Origin of the sequence: Methanosarcina acetivorans C2A (genome assembly GCF_000007345.1) — an archaeon.
Classification (GTDB): Archaea; Halobacteriota; Methanosarcinia; order Methanosarcinales; family Methanosarcinaceae; genus Methanosarcina; species Methanosarcina acetivorans.
Map to the genome: position 1 here is coordinate 1,699,743 of NC_003552.1, position 18,448 is coordinate 1,718,190.

General features: G+C 44.4%; 18 protein-coding genes and 1 pseudogene. 3 read left to right on the plus strand and 16 right to left on the minus strand.

Annotated features, from left to right (window positions below; translation table 11 throughout):
* Positions 1 to 260: 260 nt before the first annotated feature.
* From MA_RS07425 to MA_RS07445, 5 genes are all read right to left on the minus strand, one after another.
* Positions 261 to 974: an ABC transporter ATP-binding protein gene (locus MA_RS07425; protein ID WP_011021446.1), complete on the minus strand. Its 714-nt coding sequence runs from the start codon at positions 972 to 974 to the stop codon at positions 261 to 263.
* Positions 975 to 1,102: 128 nt separating this feature from the next.
* On the minus strand, positions 1,103 to 1,669 hold the full coding sequence (gene msrA / locus MA_RS07430) for a peptide-methionine (S)-S-oxide reductase MsrA (protein ID WP_011021447.1): 567 nt from the start codon (positions 1,667 to 1,669) through the stop codon (positions 1,103 to 1,105).
* Between the two features lie 180 nt (positions 1,670 to 1,849).
* Positions 1,850 to 2,440 carry a YbhB/YbcL family Raf kinase inhibitor-like protein gene (locus MA_RS07435; protein ID WP_048065119.1) on the minus strand — a complete coding sequence of 197 codons (591 nt, stop codon included), beginning with the start codon at positions 2,438 to 2,440 and terminating at the stop codon, positions 1,850 to 1,852.
* A gap of 366 nt (positions 2,441 to 2,806) precedes the next feature.
* The gene (locus MA_RS07440; RefSeq protein ID WP_048065120.1) at positions 2,807 to 3,013 is read right to left on the minus strand and encodes a hypothetical protein; all 207 of its coding nucleotides are present in this window, start codon (positions 3,011 to 3,013) and stop codon (positions 2,807 to 2,809) included.
* Between the two features lie 190 nt (positions 3,014 to 3,203).
* A complete protein-coding gene (locus tag MA_RS07445; protein WP_048065121.1) occupies positions 3,204 to 4,082 on the minus strand; it encodes a DUF362 domain-containing protein in 879 nt (292 codons plus the stop codon).
* A 139-nt stretch (positions 4,083 to 4,221) separates the two neighbouring features.
* Between MA_RS07445 and MA_RS07450 the strand changes: the two genes are divergently transcribed.
* Positions 4,222 to 5,139: an IS481-like element ISMac4 family transposase gene (locus MA_RS07450; protein WP_011020628.1), complete on the plus strand. Its 918-nt coding sequence runs from the start codon at positions 4,222 to 4,224 to the stop codon at positions 5,137 to 5,139.
* Between the two features lie 331 nt (positions 5,140 to 5,470).
* Here the strand turns inward: MA_RS07450 and MA_RS07455 are convergent, their stop codons facing one another.
* The 3 genes from MA_RS07455 to MA_RS07465 form a co-directional block, all read right to left on the minus strand.
* Positions 5,471 to 6,670, minus strand: a complete 1,200-nt coding sequence (locus tag MA_RS07455) for a potassium channel family protein (RefSeq protein WP_011021450.1) — start codon at positions 6,668 to 6,670, stop codon at positions 5,471 to 5,473.
* A gap of 148 nt (positions 6,671 to 6,818) precedes the next feature.
* On the minus strand, positions 6,819 to 7,397 hold the full coding sequence (locus MA_RS07460; RefSeq protein WP_011021451.1) for a magnesium transporter: 579 nt from the start codon (positions 7,395 to 7,397) through the stop codon (positions 6,819 to 6,821).
* The gene (locus MA_RS07465; protein ID WP_011021452.1) at positions 7,394 to 8,020 is read right to left on the minus strand and encodes a magnesium transporter; all 627 of its coding nucleotides are present in this window, start codon (positions 8,018 to 8,020) and stop codon (positions 7,394 to 7,396) included. The genes MA_RS07460 and MA_RS07465 overlap by 4 nt, the downstream gene beginning before the upstream one ends.
* A 455-nt stretch (positions 8,021 to 8,475) precedes the next feature.
* On the opposite strand from MA_RS07465, the pseudogene MA_RS25200 reads away from it, so the two are divergent.
* Positions 8,476 to 9,573: pseudogene (locus MA_RS25200) on the plus strand (IS630-like element ISMac17 family transposase).
* Positions 9,574 to 9,656: 83 nt separating this feature from the next.
* On the opposite strand, the gene nudC reads toward MA_RS25200, so the two are convergent.
* The 8 genes from nudC to trmY all read right to left on the minus strand — a co-directional run bounded on the left by nudC (position 9,657) and on the right by trmY (position 17,134).
* Entirely contained in the window at positions 9,657 to 10,514 is an 858-nt protein-coding gene (gene nudC / locus MA_RS07480; protein ID WP_011021453.1) for an NAD(+) diphosphatase, read from the minus strand.
* A 199-nt stretch (positions 10,515 to 10,713) separates the two neighbouring features.
* Positions 10,714 to 11,322, minus strand: a complete 609-nt coding sequence (locus MA_RS07485) for a HemK2/MTQ2 family protein methyltransferase (protein WP_011021454.1) — start codon at positions 11,320 to 11,322, stop codon at positions 10,714 to 10,716.
* A gap of 3 nt (positions 11,323 to 11,325) precedes the next feature.
* Positions 11,326 to 12,135, minus strand: a complete 810-nt coding sequence (rsmA, locus tag MA_RS07490) for a 16S rRNA (adenine(1518)-N(6)/adenine(1519)-N(6))-dimethyltransferase RsmA (RefSeq protein ID WP_011021455.1) — start codon at positions 12,133 to 12,135, stop codon at positions 11,326 to 11,328.
* A gap of 281 nt (positions 12,136 to 12,416) precedes the next feature.
* Positions 12,417 to 13,154, minus strand: coding sequence for a DUF655 domain-containing protein (locus MA_RS07495; RefSeq protein ID WP_048065124.1), 738 nt, complete (start codon positions 13,152 to 13,154; stop codon positions 12,417 to 12,419).
* A 358-nt stretch (positions 13,155 to 13,512) separates the two neighbouring features.
* Positions 13,513 to 13,866 carry an RNA polymerase Rpb4 family protein gene (locus tag MA_RS07500; protein WP_011021458.1) on the minus strand — a complete coding sequence of 118 codons (354 nt, stop codon included), beginning with the start codon at positions 13,864 to 13,866 and terminating at the stop codon, positions 13,513 to 13,515.
* A gap of 457 nt (positions 13,867 to 14,323) precedes the next feature.
* Positions 14,324 to 14,617, minus strand: a complete 294-nt coding sequence (locus tag MA_RS07505) for a 50S ribosomal protein L21e (protein ID WP_011021460.1) — start codon at positions 14,615 to 14,617, stop codon at positions 14,324 to 14,326.
* A 233-nt stretch (positions 14,618 to 14,850) separates the two neighbouring features.
* Positions 14,851 to 16,146 (minus strand): tRNA pseudouridine(54/55) synthase Pus10, encoded by a 1,296-nt coding sequence (locus MA_RS07510; protein ID WP_011021461.1) that lies wholly within the window; start codon positions 16,144 to 16,146, stop codon positions 14,851 to 14,853.
* Between the two features lie 352 nt (positions 16,147 to 16,498).
* Positions 16,499 to 17,134: a tRNA (pseudouridine(54)-N(1))-methyltransferase TrmY gene (gene trmY, locus MA_RS07515; RefSeq protein ID WP_048066221.1), complete on the minus strand. Its 636-nt coding sequence runs from the start codon at positions 17,132 to 17,134 to the stop codon at positions 16,499 to 16,501.
* Between the two features lie 223 nt (positions 17,135 to 17,357).
* Between trmY and MA_RS07520 the strand changes: the two genes are divergently transcribed.
* Positions 17,358 to 18,014: a metallophosphoesterase gene (locus tag MA_RS07520; RefSeq protein ID WP_011021463.1), complete on the plus strand. Its 657-nt coding sequence runs from the start codon at positions 17,358 to 17,360 to the stop codon at positions 18,012 to 18,014.
* Positions 18,015 to 18,448 lie beyond the last annotated feature (434 nt).

Sequence of the window (18,448 nt, forward strand, 5' to 3'; positions counted from 1 at the left end):
TAAAACTCCTTTTTTCACGTTATCTGTTAGTCTTATTTTATTTCAATATCTCACTATCTGATTTCAATAAGCTCAGGTCTGATTTTATAAGTTCTATCCTTATTCTGACAAATTTTATTCTGATTTCAATAAGTTCTTCCAGGTTTCAATAAGTTCTTCCAGGTTTCAATAAGTTCTATCCTGATTTCAATATTTACTTTTATACCTTTATTTTTCAGTTTTTGCATTTACTTACGGTGGTGTTTTCTTAACTTTTGGGTTCATGTGAGCATGGGACCGCATTTTTCCCTGAAGTCCTCAAAACATGAGAAATCTTCCTTAGACTCATCATATACAAATTTTCCTTTATCGAGGATAAGGAGTCTGTCACAGAGGGCAAAGCCCCGCTCAAGATTGTGGGAAACCATTAATTTTGTGCTCCCCTGGAATTCAGAGCTTTTGAGGAGATTTTCAAAAACAAGGGAGGCTCCGGGATCAAGCCCTGTGTAGGGTTCGTCCAGAAGAAGGAGGGAAGGCCTGTGAAGCAGAGCCCTTGCAATGGAAAGCCGCTGTTTCATGCCTCTTGAAAAGGTGCTGACCCTTTCGTTCGCTTTTGTTAGAAGCCCCGCATCAGTTAAAAGCTGTGAAATTCTCTTTTCGAGTTCCTGACTCTCGATTCCATACATTTTTCCGAAAAAATGCAGGTTTTCTCTTGCAGTAAGTTCTCCGTAGAGATAGGAATCGTGGGAAAGCATTCCTACTTCTTTGCGGACCTTTTCCGGTTCCTCGCTTACGTTAAAGCCGGATACGAAAACAGAACCTCCGGTAGGTTCGAGCAGGGTTGAGATCAACTTCAAAAGAGTGGTCTTTCCAGCCCCGTTGGGGCCAAAAATAACCGCAAACTCACCTTTTTTAAGGTCAAGGTCAAGGGCTTTCAGGACAGGAGTTTTCCCGAAAACTTTTGATAGTTCCCTTATGGAGACCGCGTTTTCCATCGGAACTACTTTGAGAATCCCTCTAAATTAATCTTTTTATATGGTATGTACTTCGGGCTGCAGTTTTGCTATACTGACTTGCGGCTCTGGATCAGATTTTTTTCGTCCCTATTACCTGTCTCCAGCACTTACTTTTTAAAGCTCCTGAGTATATTCTGTAAAAATCCTTTTTTTTCAAAGTACTGCTGGTGATAGTCTTCTGCCATATAGAACTCAGAAACCGGCACAATCTCGGTCACAATGGGATTTTTGAAAACTCCTGCCTTCTCAAGTTCTTCTTTTGAGGCGAGAGCAGCAGCTTTTTGCTCTTCGTTGTGGTAAAAAATCACGGAGCGGTACTGCTTTCCGACATCTGGGCCCTGCCTGTTCTTTGTTGTCGGGTCATGGATCTTCCAGAAAACATCAAGCAAATTCTTATACGAAACGACTTTCGGGTCAAAAATAACCCTTACGGCTTCTGCATGCCCTGTGTCAAGGGTACAGACCTGCTCGTAAGTAGGCTTTTCAAAGTGTCCTCCGCTGTAGCCAACCGCAGTTGCGACCACGCCTTTTACCTGCCGGAAAGCCTCTTCAATTCCCCAGAAACAGCCTGCAGCAAAGGTCGCTTTTTCCAGGCCTTCTCCGGGGTTTTCAAATATGTCCGTACTCTCTTCGGATGTTGCGTTTTTCTGTTCAGCTTTTTCATTTCCTTCCATTATCTTCCCCCCTCGATTTTCAAGGAAACCGGGTCTAGATCATGATCACAGGATTCAGGTCTGCTTTATGGCCCGGATATATTTTAATATATAATAAGGCAGTCCGCATAATAACGGTATATTGTATTCAGGATAGAATCCCGGGTAGGATCTTTTTCTCTGCTAGGTATCTTTTTCTGATCAGGTTTCACCGTATTTCCCCATCAGTTCTCCTTCGGCAATGATATGCCCTATCATTTCGCTTTCAAGCTCTTTTCTTCCTGCTCCCGCCTTGAGCTCAAGCTGCCTGTCCAGCGCATAAACCCTGAAGAAAAATCTGTGCGTGCCCGAGGGAGGGCAGGGGCCGCCATAGCCGATCTCTCTGAAGTTATTTATTCCTTCTATTCCAGGGATACTATCCTCCTCTATTTTCGCCACCGGCTCGATATTCCAGACGATCCAGTGAGTAAACGGATTCATGGGAGCATCAGGGTCGTCCATAATCAGCACCAGACTTTCAGTTCCTTCAGGAATATCAGTGAATTCCAGAGGTGGATTTATATTCTCCCCATTGCATGTGTATTTCCGGGGGATAGTACCGTTTGATTCAAACGCGCTGCTAAAAACTTTTATAATCTGAATATCCATATTCTCATCCCCTTTGCCGGTATTGGAAGTTTCTGACTGTTCATCTGCAGGGGTTTCAGCCCGTTCATTTTTAACACATCCCGAAATCAGGAGCACTCCTGCGAGCAGGAACACTAAGAAAACTGCTCCGTCTTTTCTGTTCATGTACAGCACCAGTCCCTGCACTCAGAGAAAATTACTAACACTATAATATTAAAGCTAAAGAGATATAACCTTAAGGATTTTATATCAGAGCTCAACTTAAAAAACATAAACTGAAATCCCGCAGTCTGAACAAATTCGAAACCCGGACTTAAGCCTAGACCTTTAAAAAGCTTCTTAAAAAGGACTTAAATTTACCGGACCTTACTTCTTTAAAAGTTTATGCACTTTACTTTGTTGGGTTCCCGAGCTGCGTCCCGGTATTAACACCTTTGGAACCTGAAAACTCAGGTTTAAAAAATTAATGTAGCTCAGGATCCCTTCTGTAAAGTCGTTGACTGTTGGACAAAGCTTTGAAAGGCAGATTCTTCAATCTTCAACTTCAAGAGCCTGAATTATATCGTTAACCGTAGCCTCTCCTTTACCTACGCGCCTTACGAGCGGATAGATAAAAGCACAGTCGTCAATTGCTGCCCAACGAGCTTCACCTACGCGTCTTATAACATCGTTCATTATTTTGCCACATTCGTCGCAATATCTTGCGTCGCTTTCTGCTCCACATATTTCGCAATTCATAGAAATACCCCAATTATTATGGGGCTGTCGAAAATAAATAAATTTTGGTGATATGTGAGCATAACTGCATAGCCATTGAATAATAGGCACTGAAATCTATTGGACTGAAACCTATTGGACTGAAACCTATGAACTGATCCATTAAAGGCGCAAGCACCTTTTCCATTAAGGCTGCAAGGCAAAGGGCAGTTCAGGCAAGGTTAGCAATAATCTCATTTATTTCTTCTATCCCGGAGCTTTTAACCGTGATCTCTGCTTTGCTGCCCACACCCAGTCCCAGTTCAATAGCCCTTCTGATCTGCGGCTGAGCCCAGACCGATTTTATCTGGATCTTGGGAACCGTGCCCAGGGTTTTCAGGAGGGCAAGGCCTGCAACATCGTTTGCAATCACATCCGTGCTCGCCAGGGCAATTCCAGGTTCCCTCAGGGTCCCTACATTCGGGCCGTTGGTCACAAAACACTTAGTAGCATCCGAGATGTAGAAATCAGGCTTATATACGAGGTTGGATTCGGCAATCATATGTCCGAAGAGTGTATCCATCCCCTGCCCGTGAGGTAGCTGTCTCCTGTCCCTGTCTGAGGTTATGCTGATCTGGGATTTAAGTCCCATAGTAAAGGTTGCAGTCCAGTGAGTCTTGATTACCGGAAGAGCAATCGTATAATCTATCGACTTCAGAAACTCAGGCACATCAAACCCTTGCGGCCACGAGAAAGCCTTCCCAGGCTCCACATGTTCGCGTTTCATGTGGTCAAATGTCAGGATTTCATCGACTCCCTCAGCCTCCGCAGCCTGCCAGAGCCCCAACTTTTTGAGCACTTCTTCCGTATCCAGCGAACTCATCGACTTCTCAGCTACAATTATTTTTCCGGGATTGTATTTTTTAACTTCCCTGATAGCGCCCCTCAAAACCTCCGGGTTTGTCGAACCCGGGGCCGGGTCTGCAGTATTTGCGTTCGGCCGAATCAATACAGTTTCCCCTTCCCTGATCCCAAGCCCACCTGCAAGTTCCACAGCTGTCCTGATGGATTCAAGGGTATCCTTATTTCTCGAAAATCCAACAAGTACCATATCAAACTCCAAAGAGTAATTGTAATCCGAGGTATAAAAATCAGAAATAAAATAAAAAAACGAAGAAGAAAAAAATCAGAGATGTTTTATCCCGAAATTATTTCGCGCTAAATATGTCGGTTGTAATCCCTTATCTTTTGTGAAACTTAATGGAAAAAAGATACGTTGGATCATTGCTCAAAAATCGAAAGGTGAATCTACCTCGACGATAGCTGAGATCCAGGGGATCTCAGCCCGTCGAGTTCAGCAGATCTACAAAGAATACGTTGAAACTGGTCAGCTTCCTCAAGTTGGCATTAATCTTGGAAGACCAAAGAACCCCTTATCCTCCTCTGATCAGGAATTGATTGACCAAACTTACTCTGATTATAAGTTTGGAGCCTGTTACCTTGAGATTCTCATCGAAGGCAAATATAATCGTAAGATATCTCATAACAGAATCCATAACTACCTACTTAGCATGGACCTTGCCAAGGAAAACCGAAAAAAGAAACAGAGAAGAAAATGGTGTAGATACGAACGCGAACACAGCATGTCTGCTGCACACATCGATTGGCATGAGAATCCCCTGTTAGGACTGCAAGTCTGTGCCATTCTTGATGATTCATCAAGAATGATAATTGCAGGTGGAGAGTACGTTCATTGCAACACGGAGAACACCATTAAAGTGATTGATGAACTTGTCAAAGAGTACTGGGACATATACCCTTTAAGAGAGCTCATTATGGATCATGGAAGTGAATTCGGGGCTCACAGGATTAATAAGGATGGTTCATGGGATAGTGACTTTAAAAGATGCATTGAAGAACTTGGAATCAAACCAATACTTGCAAGGGTAAGACATCCTCAGACAAACGGAAAAATAGAGAAATGGTTCGATACATATCAAAGGTTTAGAGGAGAGTTTGAATCATTTGAAGAATTCGTACAGTGGTATAACAAGAGGCCACATGGAGCTTTGAAACTTGAACAGTTAGAATCGCCACAGGAAGCATTCTGGAATAGATTACCAGTTGAGGCAAAGTTCAGAATAGGAGTGAGATTGTTTGGGTGGTGAAAACATGGACAAGAGGAAAAAAGTTTCAAAGCGAAATTATTTCAGGACAAAACAGAAAAAAATCAGAGACGAATAAATAAAAAAGAGAATCAAAACGGCTATTTTCTAGACAGAATTTAGTTCTGCCTTGTTTGGTAACTATTATTTGCAGTTCAATCTTCTTGAGCCAAGCTTACTGCTATAACCCATAAAATAGAAACCCATAAATTAGTCCTCTTGAGAGAGCGAAGCGAGCGAAAAGGACTTCGTGCTCCCGAAGCGAAACTCGGGCAGAGAAACTCGGGCAGCGAAACTCGGGAAACGCAACCAGAGTGGCTCAAAGAGTGTATATTTACTGGCGTAACTTGCATTCGCACATCTCTATGAGTGCCCCTTCTCCTATTCTTGAACCGCGGGCAATAAGCATGTCTCCTGCCTGGACAACGGTGTTGCCTTTGGGGGCATAAACCCAGCGTTCAGCTCTTTTGATCGCCATTACATGCAGTCCGGTTTCGGTTTCAAGTTTCAGTTCCGAGAAGGTCTTGCCAACGATTGGAGAGCATTTCTCGACCTGGAGCCTTGTGATAACTTCCTCGGAGTTCCGCACGGCAAGGGTAATGATCGGATGGAGTTCGATGTCCCTGAGGACGGTATCTGCAATCCCGTAGGCGGCGTCTGAAATTGCTTCCGAGGCGCTGGCAAGGTGCAGGATTCCCCTGAGGGTGTTTACGTCTTCAACGTGTTTTGCAGTTTCAAGTACCCAGTGCTGGAGTTCGTACTTCATGGAATCCATTTCGGACTCAAGGGCACTGACCTCATATGCGATATCTTCATTATCGAAAAGGATAGCAGAGTACGCAAGCCCTATCGAGAGCTCGGACATGTTTTTCATGTCCACGATTATGTCCACCGCATGTTCAAGGTCCTTTAAGCCCTTATCATGCTCGATTTCCCTCGGGATAAACTTCCTTGTCGTTGCCATTTCAAAGAAGAGTGGAACTCCTTCGTCGTGCCCTCTGGCGATCAGCACATCCCCCTGGCGGATTCGGGTTTCCTTGTCAGGGTCATAAATCCAGTCTTCACTTCTGCGGATTGCAATTACCCACATCCCGGTCTCGATATCAAGCTCGAGGTCCCCAAGGGTACGCCCGGCCATTACGGATTCTGCAGCAACGGTTGCCCTGACAATAGTTTCTTCTGCTTCCCTGAGGGCTACCTTCAGCTCCATAGGGATGCCCATATTCATAAGAACGATCTTGGCAATGTCGCCTGCTGCATTTGATATATTTTCCGAGGAGGCAGCAACCTTCAGAACTCCCAGGAGTTCTTCAGCCTCATCAACTCTGCGGGTGCTTAACATTGCAGCCATCTTCATATGATAGTCGAGGGTATCCATTTTATCTTCAAGATTAAGCACCTCTTCTGCGATGTCCTCATCATCATAGACCATTGCAGAATACGCCAGGTCTACCATGAGTTCGGAAGTATCCTTCATCTCAGTCAAAAGGTCTATAAGATTCCTTGGACTGTATCTGAATTCTTTAGGGAACATGGTCTCTGTATCAACTCTACCTTATTGTTGGTGTATGAGGTATATACCTCATAGTAATTATTAATTTTCGAATTATTCCAATTAGACAGCTTGACAAATTAAATAAAAATGTCCTGAATAGAAGTGTTACTGTTAAGTCACATCCCATTTATATAATCTCCAGCAAATGCAGGGCCATGAAGATTCCCATAACCCCAACAAGGTCTCCAAGACTTGCTATTAAAGGTATAACCGTATCGTCAGGATCTATCCCGAAGCGGTGAGATGCAAAAGCAATGGCAACCGTTGCAGAGTATACAACTAAAAGTTCTATAACAACTGCAATAAGGCTGATTTCCAGTAGGGTGAGGAAAGGCATGCCAATGCCCATAAAATGGCTTGCAAGGAAGACCAGCACACTTACAGAAATCGAAGAAACAAAGCCCACTATTGAGGCAGCAATAACGCTGTTGTGTACGACAGGGTTCCTGTAAATCCGGTCTCCAAGCCCCATATGGAAAGCTGAGGAGAGTCTGGCCCCGAGCATGCTGCCAGTGTCCCCTCCGATCTTGATCAGGGCCGGGATAAGAATAAGGATTGCAGGCATGGAAAGCAGGCTATTTTCTCTGGTGTTAAGGACCTGCCCTACAATGATGCCTATTACGCAGGTAATCGAAAGCACGGGAAGCCCGCGCTTGACAATTCCCTGTACGGTGTAATAGCTGGTCTGCTTACTGGCTTTTCTCAAAGCATCACCACCAGTTTTGCCGAGAGGAAAAGCATGAACATGGAAACTATATCCCCGATAGTTGCAATCGAAGGCGTAACAACATTATCGGGGTCAAAGCCGAACCTGAACATGCCTATGGCAAGCAGGACCGCAACAAAAGAGAGGATTACTCCGGAAGTAAGGGCGGAAATCACACAAATGAGGATAAGTTTAAAGGCCCCCGCACTTTCAAAACCCAGGGCAAGGGTGACAAAATGCCCCAAAAACCCTAGCAAGATCGCCATAATAAAACCCAGGAGTAGGGACCCTGAAATATTATTTGTCAGCTCAGGGTTGTTCCTGTCGATGTCAGTGATAAGCCCCATGTGGATTGCACTGCCGAGCCTTGAGCCAAGGGTCGAGGAAATGTTTCCGCGCAGTCCGAGCACGCCCGGATAAATAACAATCAGGCCGGGAATCATCTCAAGTTCGCTGGTCATTCCTGAAAAAATGATCCCTGCAATGACCCCTCCAACAGTCGCCAGAAGTTCGAAAGGTAGTGCCTCACGTACGATTGACGAAACACTCGCGTATTCGCTGAGGTATCTGTCTATAAACTGGGATTCGAAGATGTCTTCTTCCCTGTGCGACTCTGGGGGCATGCGCTTGTATTATACGCTGATAATATTAAAATAATATGTAACTCTTGAAAAACGAATTAGTATAAAATTTCTTTATCAGGTATGGGTATGTTGAACTCTGAACTAATCTCATCACATACGGAGTTTTAGACACTTAGGTTATGATAATGTTCAAAAAGGAAATTGTTTTGCTAAGAAATATAGGGTTCTTACATGGATTGTTTCCCCTGCTCTATTGTTAGAGTTGCCCTTACTAACGATATCTGGATTAATTCCAAGTTCATCTATTAGGTCTATAAAATGTTAGGATATCCATTCATACGGTGATTTCTTTCAAGATCGCAATTAAATCAGGTGCAGTTTCACGAACAAAATTAATTTGACCTTTGGAAATCTCTTCTTCGTGAATAGCCATACTAGTACCTTGACAGCTTAGTTGTGAGTCACTTATATACTTTGAGTTCTTTTTATATCTTATGTTAAATATTAATCTTAACAATAATGAAGTGAAATTCCTTACAAACTTTATAAAAAAAGGACTGAAAAGTGCAAGATCAATTACCAGAGCACGTATTCTACTACTGGCAAATCAGGGAAAAGGAGACACCGAGATTGCAAAAACGTTAGGTGTTGGTAGGAGCACCGCTTTAAGGATAAGGAAAAGATATCTTGAAGAAGGTCTACAAAGTGCTTTGGTAGATAAGCCAAGATCAGGTCAACCTAAAAAATATAATGAAAGGCATACTGCAGAAATAGTAGCTTTAACATGCACCAAGCCTCCTGAAGGAAGAAAGAGATGGTTGCTTGCACTGCTCTGTGAGGAATTGAGAAAAAAAGAAGGCTTTGAAACGATAAACAAAGAAACTATCAGACTTATTTTGAAAAAGAATAAAATTAAACCCTGACTGAAAAAAATGTGGTGCATTGAAACGATTAATTCTGAATACAGAAAGAGAATGTACGACGTTCTTGACCTGTACGAAGAAGATTACGACCCGAAAAGACCTATTATCTGTCTCGATGAGAAACCCATACAACTTATCGAAGATAAGCGAAAGCCCATTCCAATGAAGCCTGGAAGTCCAGAGAAGTATGATTATGAGTACACCAGGAATGGAGTGGCAAACATATTCATAGCTGTAGAATTCAAAGCAGGAAAAAGGGTCATTCAAGTTACTCAAAGAAGAACAATGACAGATTTTGCACGATTCATGAAACTTCTTGTCATCGATGAATATTCAGAAACTGAAGTAGTCCGGGTAGTTACAGATAATCTCAATATCCGCAAAGAGAAATCATTCTATGAAACATTCAGCGAAGATGAAGCTGAAAAGATTCTGGAAAAGATAGAATTTCATTACACGCCAAAACATGCAAGTTGGCTCAATGCAGCCGAAATAGAGATTAGTGTGATGGATGAAGAATGTACTGATAGGCGAATAGGTGACATTGGAATGCTTACGAATGAAGTGGATGCTTGGACCAGGAGAAGAAATGAAGATAAAAAGAAAATAAACTGGAAGTTCACAAAGAAAATTGCTAATGAGAAGATGTCCAAATATTATGTTTTATAATTAAATTGTCAAGGTACTAGTGCATCGATTCTGATGGATAATCACAAAGATGAATAAAACTCTGAATCAAGCATGAATCCGTTTTAAACTTCCATCCCTTCATCTTTGAGGTAATGGTCGATCAGTTTTCGCGAAATGCTGATCTTCCCGGGTAGAGCAGGCAGCTCTTCTACCGAAAACCATTTTGCGTCCTCAATTTCAAACCCGTCAGGCCGAATGTCCCCGGAATCGTATTCTGCGGTAAAGCCGATCATGAGGGAATTCGGAAAAGGCCAGGCCTGCGTTCCGAAGTAAGTTATGTTTTTTACTTTGAGCCCGACTTCTTCCCAGACTTCTCTGGAAACTGCTGCCTCAGCTGTTTCTCCGGGCTCGACAAAGCCGGCTATCAGGCTGTAGACGTCGGGAGGGAAATTCGGGGACCTTGCAAGCAAAACCTCATGACCCTTTCTGATAAGCACGATTATAGCAGGTGAGATCCTGGGATAGAAAAGTTCTCCGCAGGCAGGGCATTCTTTTCCCCTCTCTCCCGGCTTCTGCACGGTCTTTGTTCCGCAGCGGCTGCAGAACTGGTTTGTCCTGTCCCACTCCATCACCTGCACTGCCTTATTTACAAGTTCAAAGCACCCTTCACTGATCTCCGAATGTGCCTTTCTGAGGTCAACAAACTCCATCCCCTCCGGAGCCTTCGTATCTGCAGGCAGCTCCACAGAGTAGCAGTGTGTTCCCTCAAGCATACCAAGGTACTGTTCCCTTATCGCGGGAAGCCCTAGCTCCTCGAAATCCACAAGCTTCGGAATAGCACCGGGATTTTTCCTGACTTTGATAAGAATATTACGCCCCCGGAAAATGAACCAGAGAGCCTTTTCGGCCCTTCCGGCCGGCGGTTCTATGCCTACGATGAATTTTGGGTAACTGGGGTTTTCCCTGTTTGTGAGGCTCATAATGCTTATACTATTGGGTTTTGTTCTATATATGATTAGAGTAGCGTACAGTCCGAATTTCCCTGGTTAAAAACTATATTTGCTATACCGGGTCGTTCTTCCCCACTCATACAATTTCTTTTAGCAGGGAGCCAGCAAGTCAGCAGGGAGGCATTCCAATAATGTAAAGATAAAAATAGCTTGCCGGATCAGGGGAAGATTACTCGATTTTCCCTCTGACCACCATCAATTCCTCAAATGAAACCTTTTTTCTTCGAACAACACCAACCTCGAATCCCAATCTCTCCATCCTTTCTTTCACTGCTTCAAGCCCGGTAATTGAAGAAATCAGCACCAGAATTTTTCCTCCTGGTTTCAGGTAGTTTCTGACCTCGTCCAAAAACCGGTCAAGGGTTTCCCGCCCGCTGGCTCCGCCGTCAAAAGCATAATTTAGCCAGCCCGGGACTTTCTCTTCTTCGGAAGTGGGGAGGTAGGGCGGGTTGAAGAGGATGAGGTCAAAGGAAGTTTTCGAACTTCCCGGTTTCAGACCCCTGAAAAGGTCGGTGCGGATTACCTCAATCCCGTTTGCTTTTGCACAGCGAGCGGCATGAGGATTGATCTCGGTTGCAAATATGCGGATGTCCTCAACATTTGCCCTGAGCACGGCTGAGACGAAACCCGAGCCTGCCCCGATTTCAAGGACGCGCATGCCCGGCTTTGCCTCTTCAAGGGCTGCGTCCGCAAGCAGGAAGGAGTCTTCCGCAGGCTCGTAGACAAGGTCTGAGGCTCCGAGTTTAACCCGGGTATTTTTGTATTCTATTTCAACCATGGCTTATCGGGATTTGAGGTCAAAAAGCATGTTTGCAACACTGGCAAGCTCTTCAGGAGTCAGGTTTTCAGCCCTTTTGTTCACGAAGTCGTCGGGGAGCTGGTTAACGACCTCTTTGATATCCGGAATTTTGAGCATGCTGTTTGTGTTCAGGATAGAGTTCCTCAGCTTTTTCCGGCGCTGGCTGAAGACTGCAGCTACAAATTCCAGAAAAAAGGCTTCGTCCCGGACTTCGAACGGAGAGGGGCGTGGAACCAGCTTAACCACTGCAGAATCGACCTCAGGGGCTGGCTGGAAGGCACCTTTGGGGACTTTCATGAGGATTGACGCATCGGCAAAGTAGTAGGTATCAACCGTCAGGCGGGAGTAATCCTTACGGCCCGGAGGAGAGACCATGCGGGCTGCAAACTCGTACTGGTACATCAGGATTCCGAGCTTGAATTTGTAGCGCAGGAGTTTGAAGGTGATTTCCGAGGAGATGGAATATGGGAGGTTTGAGACAACCTTGTCAAACTCGGGAAAATCCACTTTAAGGGCATCGCCTGCGATAACCTCTATATTTTCGACCTTATCGAAGCGGTCATGGAGGACTGAAACAAGGGCAGGGTCAAGCTCGACTGCAATTACCTTTTTTGCTCGCCTTGCAAGCCTTTCGGTAAGGTTTCCTATTCCGGCGCCAATTTCAAGAATCGTGTCCTGCGGACTCAGTTCAGCAGCGACAACGATCCGGTCCAGGTAGCCGATATCGATGAGGAAGTGCTGGTCAAAGGTGCCTCCTTTTATATTGTACTTGTTAAGAATAGAACGAACCAGGGCTGAAACCTCCTGAGTGGATTAAGCGTTTTTAATAGATAATATTTGGATAAATAGCCAAAATACTTGATAAATTCTTAAATACTTGATAAATTCTTAAATACTTGATAAATTCTCAAAATCTTGATAAATACTCAAACTACTTGATAAATTCCCAAAAAGCTTGGATAAATACTAAAAATACTTCAATAAACCCCCAGGGCACCTGGATAAATTCTCAAAGGTTGAGCCTTCGGAAGTCAGATGGCCGGAAATGGGATTGAAAAAAGAAAGGAAAAGGTTCACCTATCGCTCGGGCCCTGGCGGCGAGGGGGAGTGGTGAACAGCCTGTACTTGATGAAATCGTCCTTGAGTTCTTCTTCGATCCTGTGGGCGATGACTTTCGCAGGGTCGTGAAGGCTCGGGATTCTCTCGCGGATATCCTGAAAGCTCTTAAATTCCCCTTTCTTGCGCTCGTCAATGATAGACCACATGAGTTTTTTCCCTATCCCCGGAAGAAGTTCAAGCATATGCAGGCGGGTTGTGATGGAATGGGCATCGTTGAAGAACTTTACGAACCTTTCTTCTTTGTGCCTGACGACGGCTTCGAGAATGAAGGGCAATTCCAGGTTTGCTCCGGTAGTCAGGTCAATATACCCTATCCTCTGCTTCACATGATCTATTTCATCCCTGTCTCCGGGCCCGATATAGACTCTTGACTGGATATCAGGGATTACGCCGACTTTGGGGACCAGTTCCATAAGAGTGAACTTCTTATCCCCTACGGCCTGCACAAGAGGCTTTTTCTGGTACGCTGAAGTGCCGTCAACGGATTTTCCATAGGGAAGATAATCGAGCACCCATACATATTCCTCCCTGTCCTGTGAACCTTCCATGCCTTTTCCGGATGAGCGCGGAGCTCTTTCTGAATGCCTTTCAGATTGCGGTTTACCTGTCGGCCGCCTGCCGCCAGAAGAAGGTCTTTCGGCAGATGATCTGCCAGTGTACGGTCTACCTGATTGCGACTTCTCTACTTTCATCAGCACCCATCCTGTAGATAAATATGAAACCCTATTAAGATCTGATCTATGTCCAGGGTATGCTCCAGCCGGGGATTTCTCACATAGATATGCTCAGCTTCTTTCTCCGGTCTGTTTCAGACTTTTCCCCAGCTACCAGGCCTGTCGAACTATTCCCCGAACACCAGTTTTCGGAAACTGGAGACTGACCTGTATCCCGGCATTCTCGGGAATTTAGAGAACCGGAGAAGCCTCTGTCCTTAATTTTGCAGGCCACGGTACTTTCTTGATACTTTAAAGTACTCTAGCCAGATTTCGGATACTTCCCTCATAAATAACAAGATAAACTGCTATATAGCTTATCCCCTTTACTTTTTAATTATTCCATAGCTTCAAATACATAGTCAAGAATTTGATCCAGCTCTTCATTACTCAGGGTGTACTTTTCCTTAGCGTAAATTGACCTGAGTTCGTCTCTGGATTGAGGCAGGATATCTGCGATCCGGACCGCAATAACAGGCTTCATTTTTTCAAGCTCAAGTAATTTATTAACAAGTTCTCTTGACTTTTCTCCGTTGATTTTAGAGAACTGTTCCGCATGATGCAGGGCTTTTCTAAAGCTGTATGCTACCTCAATTCCCTGCTCTCTGCGCTCGTCAGCGATCCTGGAAAGTATATCCTTGACCTCGGCCAATGTCAATAACTCTTCATTGAGGACTTCCTTAACTATCATTGGAATACACTCTTCTAACTAAATATTTCAGGTAGTTTTGCTTCCTTATAGAACAACCTGTACTCGATACTTAATTGCGAACCCTAATTCCTGCTGCAAGCATTTTCTGCCTTTCAGTACCCGGCATGCACCCAATAAGCCGGAGCTGTATTGAATAACGATATCCTGAGCTATTTCAGCTATATGTTTTACAAATGATATATAATTATAGATGTTCCTTTACCGGGATAAGAGACTAATTTTCAAAAAGCAGTTATTCCGGATCCCCCTTAAGTGTGCCCTTTTAGCAGGTTTTTTAAGAGACACCAGTTCTGTTGCATCCAACCCTTTAACAGCGCTACTCAGGCTGTTATTTGCCGGAATTCCCGGAAGGTTTCAAACCTTCGGTCGGAGGCCTGAATACCTTAAATTTCGGAAGAAAAGGGAGATTAGGTTGTAAAAACCTAACTGCCCAGAATCAGTACTTCTGCGGCTTCAGGTGCTGCGGAAGGGAAAAGACTTCCTTCATTGCGTTTCCGCTGCGGACTTCCAGTACATATGAGCGACCGCGCTGTCCGATAACTTTTCCGGTAGAGCCCTGGAATTTTGGATTTGGCATACCTTTCTGGACACTCGGGTCGATATCAATGTGGACCATCTGTCCTTCTTCGAATTCCTGAATTGCCCTGCTTACAGGGGAAATTCCTCTTTCGCGAACCGTCTTCTGTAATTTGTACCTTGTGCAGCGTTTTTCACCGTGGGAATTTGTCATCGCATGTTCCTCCGTTAGAATGCTCGATAAATCTCTTTAATAAATTTTCTATTCAATAATTGATTTCCCTCTAAATAAGATGGATATTATTTAAATGAACCGTTCATTAAGCCACTCATTCCCTGTGTCCCGATCGGCCAATGAAACTGATTCAGATGAAATCCAGATTGATTTAGATTGGATCGATTTGGTTTATTCAGATTAGATTCAGATTAGATTCAGATGCCCGGAGCTTAAATTTCGACGTTGACCACATCGAGGTCTTCCACAAGTGCCTGGTATCCTAAAAGCCCTGTAAGGCTCGGATTTGTCCTGCCTTCGTCTCCGGAAATCAGCTCCTTGACATAAAGCCCGCCTTCACAGTTCACAGTTATGTAGGCGTTTTCGTCATCTTTCAGCTCGTCAAGCGTGATGCTGTGCACATACCTTTTCCGGACAAGATCTGCCCGCCTGTGGACCACACGCTTTGGAGTCTGCTGGGCAATCTCCTTGCCACTCAAAGACTCGAGGCAGGATTTAAGCTTTTCCTCTGAAACAGGCTCTTTAAATGTAACTTTAAGCTTATAAGTTTTATCCGCCTTGGAGCTCTTGAGAGTCTCAATCATGCCTTTTTCGACAAAGTGAAGATCCTTTACCTCAACTTTTCCTGCGGCACTTTCGTTAATTCGGGCAGCAAGCGCTTCAAGGTCAGTACTGCGCCTTACTGGAGCCTTTGCTTCCACCACAAAAGGCCTGCCGCTTCCAAGCATCAGGGCATCGATATCTTCCCTGCCCGAGCCGTGGAAAGCCGTGTCAATAGCCTCGAATGCTTCGACTACTGGTCCTTTGATAAGCTCGTCTACGGACTCCTGATACTGCTTGCCTGTAAATCCGCAGCTTTCGCAGCCCTTGCCCTTGCATTTCCTGCAGGGCCAGCGGGTCTGGGGTATTCCGCGGACTTTTTTGAGGTAGCGCCCGTAAACATATACCGAACGGACCTGGAGCTCGAACTTGTGTGTTGCAAGGTCGAGGGTAATCACAATATCCGGGTTTCCAAAGTCCACTTCCTTGTCAACCTTTTCTGCGATCCGCTTGCCTACTTCCCGATTAAGCTCGGTTTTCAACTGTTCGGCATAGGCAGTCCCTGCCTCAGCCCAGAGCATCTCTTCGTTTTCACTCAGAAGCCCGCTGACTTTCGTTCCGACAAGGAAGGTGGAGTACTCAAGCCCTTCGAGAGCCTTTGCCGCCTCAGACGCCCAATCGTCCAGTTTTTTGAACTGGTCAAGGCAGACCCAGCACTGCTCGTCTTCTCCCTCGATCCTGAGGGTTTTTCTTGCAAGAGCACTGCATGGGGTAAGTTCCCTTAAGAGGGAGTCGTCGTTTTCACTTTTGTAAATGCGGTCCCCTTCAAGGGCGAGCGCGAGTTTCATCGCCTTCCCGCGCTCTCTGTTGCTGAGGCCTGTAGATAATTTTGCAAACTGACGGCCCAGACAGTGGTCACAGATAGGGCCTTCGTGCAGAATCTTTTTTGAAATTTCAAGTACATCCATTTGGTTTCACTTTCTCTAAGCTCTTTATTCGGAAAATAGACCTGGGAGTGAATAATTGAGATTAATTTGGAGTAGCTGAGAATAAATTTAGAGTGATTGAGGGTAATTTAGAGTTTAGGGTTGAGATTGAAAGATAAGTTGGAAGCTGATATTGGGAGATAGTGCTGACATATTAGATAAATTGGTAGATTGGATTAGAGATAATATTAAAGATTAAATTGAGGGAGATGCGCAAACTGAAGCATGTACTCTAAAAAAGCGCATCCGGATAAGTTTCTACGGATAAGTTTCTATCCTGATACAGGGAAGTAGGATATAACTTTTTGGATTAAAATCTGAAAAAAACCGCAGCTTATTCCCCAGCCCTTAATTTTTCCCCTCCAGGAATTTCCCCTCTTTCCGCTTCAGCCCTGTCCAGTTCATTGTGGAGAAGGGTTATGCAGTGGTTGGAGTGAAGAGAAATGGGTCCAACAGAAATAATTTTTGCTCCGGCTTCAAGGAGCTGTTTTTCCTCTTCTTCCGTAACGCCCATGTGGTCGCCCAGGATAAAGACAGGGTCCCGGATTTCCCTGTCAAGCCCCCGGATATCCTCGCCATCTTCCCGAAGGTAGAACAGGGTCCTTCCCTCAAAAGAGGCCAGCAGGGTATTTAAATCCCCGTTTCGGACCCAGACTCCCGGAGTTGACCGGATATCCTTTTCGGTTACAGTTTTCTGAAGGGCTTTCTGGATCAGTGACCCGCTGCTTCTTTCGTCCGGATTCAGGTACCTCAGGTGGAGGCCTTCGAACCGGATAATTTTTCCAGGTTCAGGTTCTCCCAGAAGGAGCAGGTGAACGTTTACATCCCTACGCATTCCGAAAGAGAGAAAAAGGGCAGAACTTACGCAGCGGCAGAGTATATCCATTCTTCCTGCAGACCCCGGAAGGTCGTTTAAAGAAAAATCGCCGCTCGTCTTTGCTTTATGCCCTATGATAACGATGTCACGCATGCGGCAGTATATTACGTAAGGGATATAAAAGATGTGTGCATGTTCACAGAAAAACACATAACATAAAGTGTAAAAGAGATTGTATATAAGAATTCAGGCCAGAATTAAAAAATCATACTTAGATGATCAGCGGATTAATAAAATCATAATTAGACGACAAAAGAATTAAAAAAACATAAGTAAACGATAAAAGAATTAAAAAATCATTAAGGATGGGATACGGATGAAGATACTCGCAATTTCCGACCCCCATGGGGACTACTCGAAGATGAAACAGATCATAGAAAAAGCCGGGGACTTCGACCTTGCCGTGGTGGTCGGAGACATTACCAATTTCGGACCCGATGAGCAGGTGGATGAATTGGCTGAGATGTTTGATAAGCCCGTGCTAGCAATTCCCGGGAACTGCGACCAGAAGACCATCCTTGAAGCCCTTGAAAATTCAAAAGCCGTAAATCTTCATGGAAAAGCCGAACAGATTGGAAAAATCCGGTTTATCGGGCTTGGAGGCTCAAACCCCACACCTTTTAACACCCCGTTTGAGCTTTCCGAGGAAGAAATCGAAAACGCCCTTGAAGGAATGGTCTGTTCCGCCGAAAACTCTGGAGAATGCGGGACAATAGTGCTCCTGACTCACGCTCCTCCCCTCGGAGCAAGGGATGAACTGCCTTTCGGGCACGTGGGCAGCAAAGCCATCCAGAAATTCCTGGACAGGGTTGACCTGATCGTCTGCGGGCACATCCATGAAGCAAAAGGCAGCGAAAAGGTCGGAAAAACCGTTGTCGTGAATCCCGGAGAAGCCTGCAAAGGCTCATGTGCCCTTATAGAAATTGAAGAAACTGGAAACAAACCCATTGAAGTTGAATTCGTGGAAGTCTGAAATAGGTTCTGGCCAGACTTTGATCAACAGGGGTGTCAATGAAACCGGCTTTAATCAGGAAAAAATTCAACTGAAAGGGCTTTAATCAGCCAGATATAAATTAGATAGACTTTAAACGATAAGATCTCAATTAGACATGTTCACATAAATTAGATAGATTTTAACCGATAAAATTTCAATTAGACATGTTCATTCAGGAAAATTAGATAGACTTTAAACGATAAAATTTCAATTAGACATGTTCATTCAGGAAAATTAGATAGACTTTAAACGATAAAATTTCAATTAGACATGTTCATTCAGGATAAGAGATGCTTCAGGATAAGAGATGCTTCAGGATAAGAGATACTTCGGGATAAGAGATACTTCAGGATAAGAGATACTTCAGGATAAGAGATACAGTGAAAAAATATAAGAGGTTGAGCTACGGACGT

Excerpts from the sequence above, each read along its gene's own strand:
- MA_RS07425 (WP_011021446.1), bottom strand. The coding sequence starts at position 974 with ATGGAAAACGCGGTCTCCATAAGGGAACTATCAAAAGTTTTCGGGAAA.
- msrA (WP_011021447.1), bottom strand. The coding sequence starts at position 1,669 with ATGGAAGGAAATGAAAAAGCTGAACAGAAAAACGCAACATCCGAAGAG.
- MA_RS07435 (WP_048065119.1), bottom strand. The coding sequence starts at position 2,440 with ATGAACAGAAAAGACGGAGCAGTTTTCTTAGTGTTCCTGCTCGCAGGA.
- MA_RS07440 (WP_048065120.1), bottom strand. The coding sequence starts at position 3,013 with ATGAATTGCGAAATATGTGGAGCAGAAAGCGACGCAAGATATTGCGAC.
- MA_RS07445 (WP_048065121.1), bottom strand. The coding sequence starts at position 4,082 with ATGGTACTTGTTGGATTTTCGAGAAATAAGGATACCCTTGAATCCATC.
- MA_RS07455 (WP_011021450.1), bottom strand. The coding sequence starts at position 6,670 with ATGTTCCCTAAAGAATTCAGATACAGTCCAAGGAATCTTATAGACCTT.
- MA_RS07465 (WP_011021452.1), bottom strand. The coding sequence starts at position 8,020 with ATGCCCCCAGAGTCGCACAGGGAAGAAGACATCTTCGAATCCCAGTTT.
- nudC (WP_011021453.1), bottom strand. The coding sequence starts at position 10,514 with ATGAGCCTCACAAACAGGGAAAACCCCAGTTACCCAAAATTCATCGTA.
- MA_RS07485 (WP_011021454.1), bottom strand. The coding sequence starts at position 11,322 with ATGGTTGAAATAGAATACAAAAATACCCGGGTTAAACTCGGAGCCTCA.
- MA_RS07495 (WP_048065124.1), bottom strand. The coding sequence starts at position 13,154 with ATGAAAGTAGAGAAGTCGCAATCAGGTAGACCGTACACTGGCAGATCA.
- MA_RS07500 (WP_011021458.1), bottom strand. The coding sequence starts at position 13,866 with ATGATAGTTAAGGAAGTCCTCAATGAAGAGTTATTGACATTGGCCGAG.
- MA_RS07505 (WP_011021460.1), bottom strand. The coding sequence starts at position 14,617 with ATGACAAATTCCCACGGTGAAAAACGCTGCACAAGGTACAAATTACAG.
- MA_RS07510 (WP_011021461.1), bottom strand. The coding sequence starts at position 16,146 with ATGGATGTACTTGAAATTTCAAAAAAGATTCTGCACGAAGGCCCTATC.
- trmY (WP_048066221.1), bottom strand. The coding sequence starts at position 17,134 with ATGCGTGACATCGTTATCATAGGGCATAAAGCAAAGACGAGCGGCGAT.
- MA_RS07520 (WP_011021463.1), top strand. The coding sequence starts at position 17,358 with ATGAAGATACTCGCAATTTCCGACCCCCATGGGGACTACTCGAAGATG.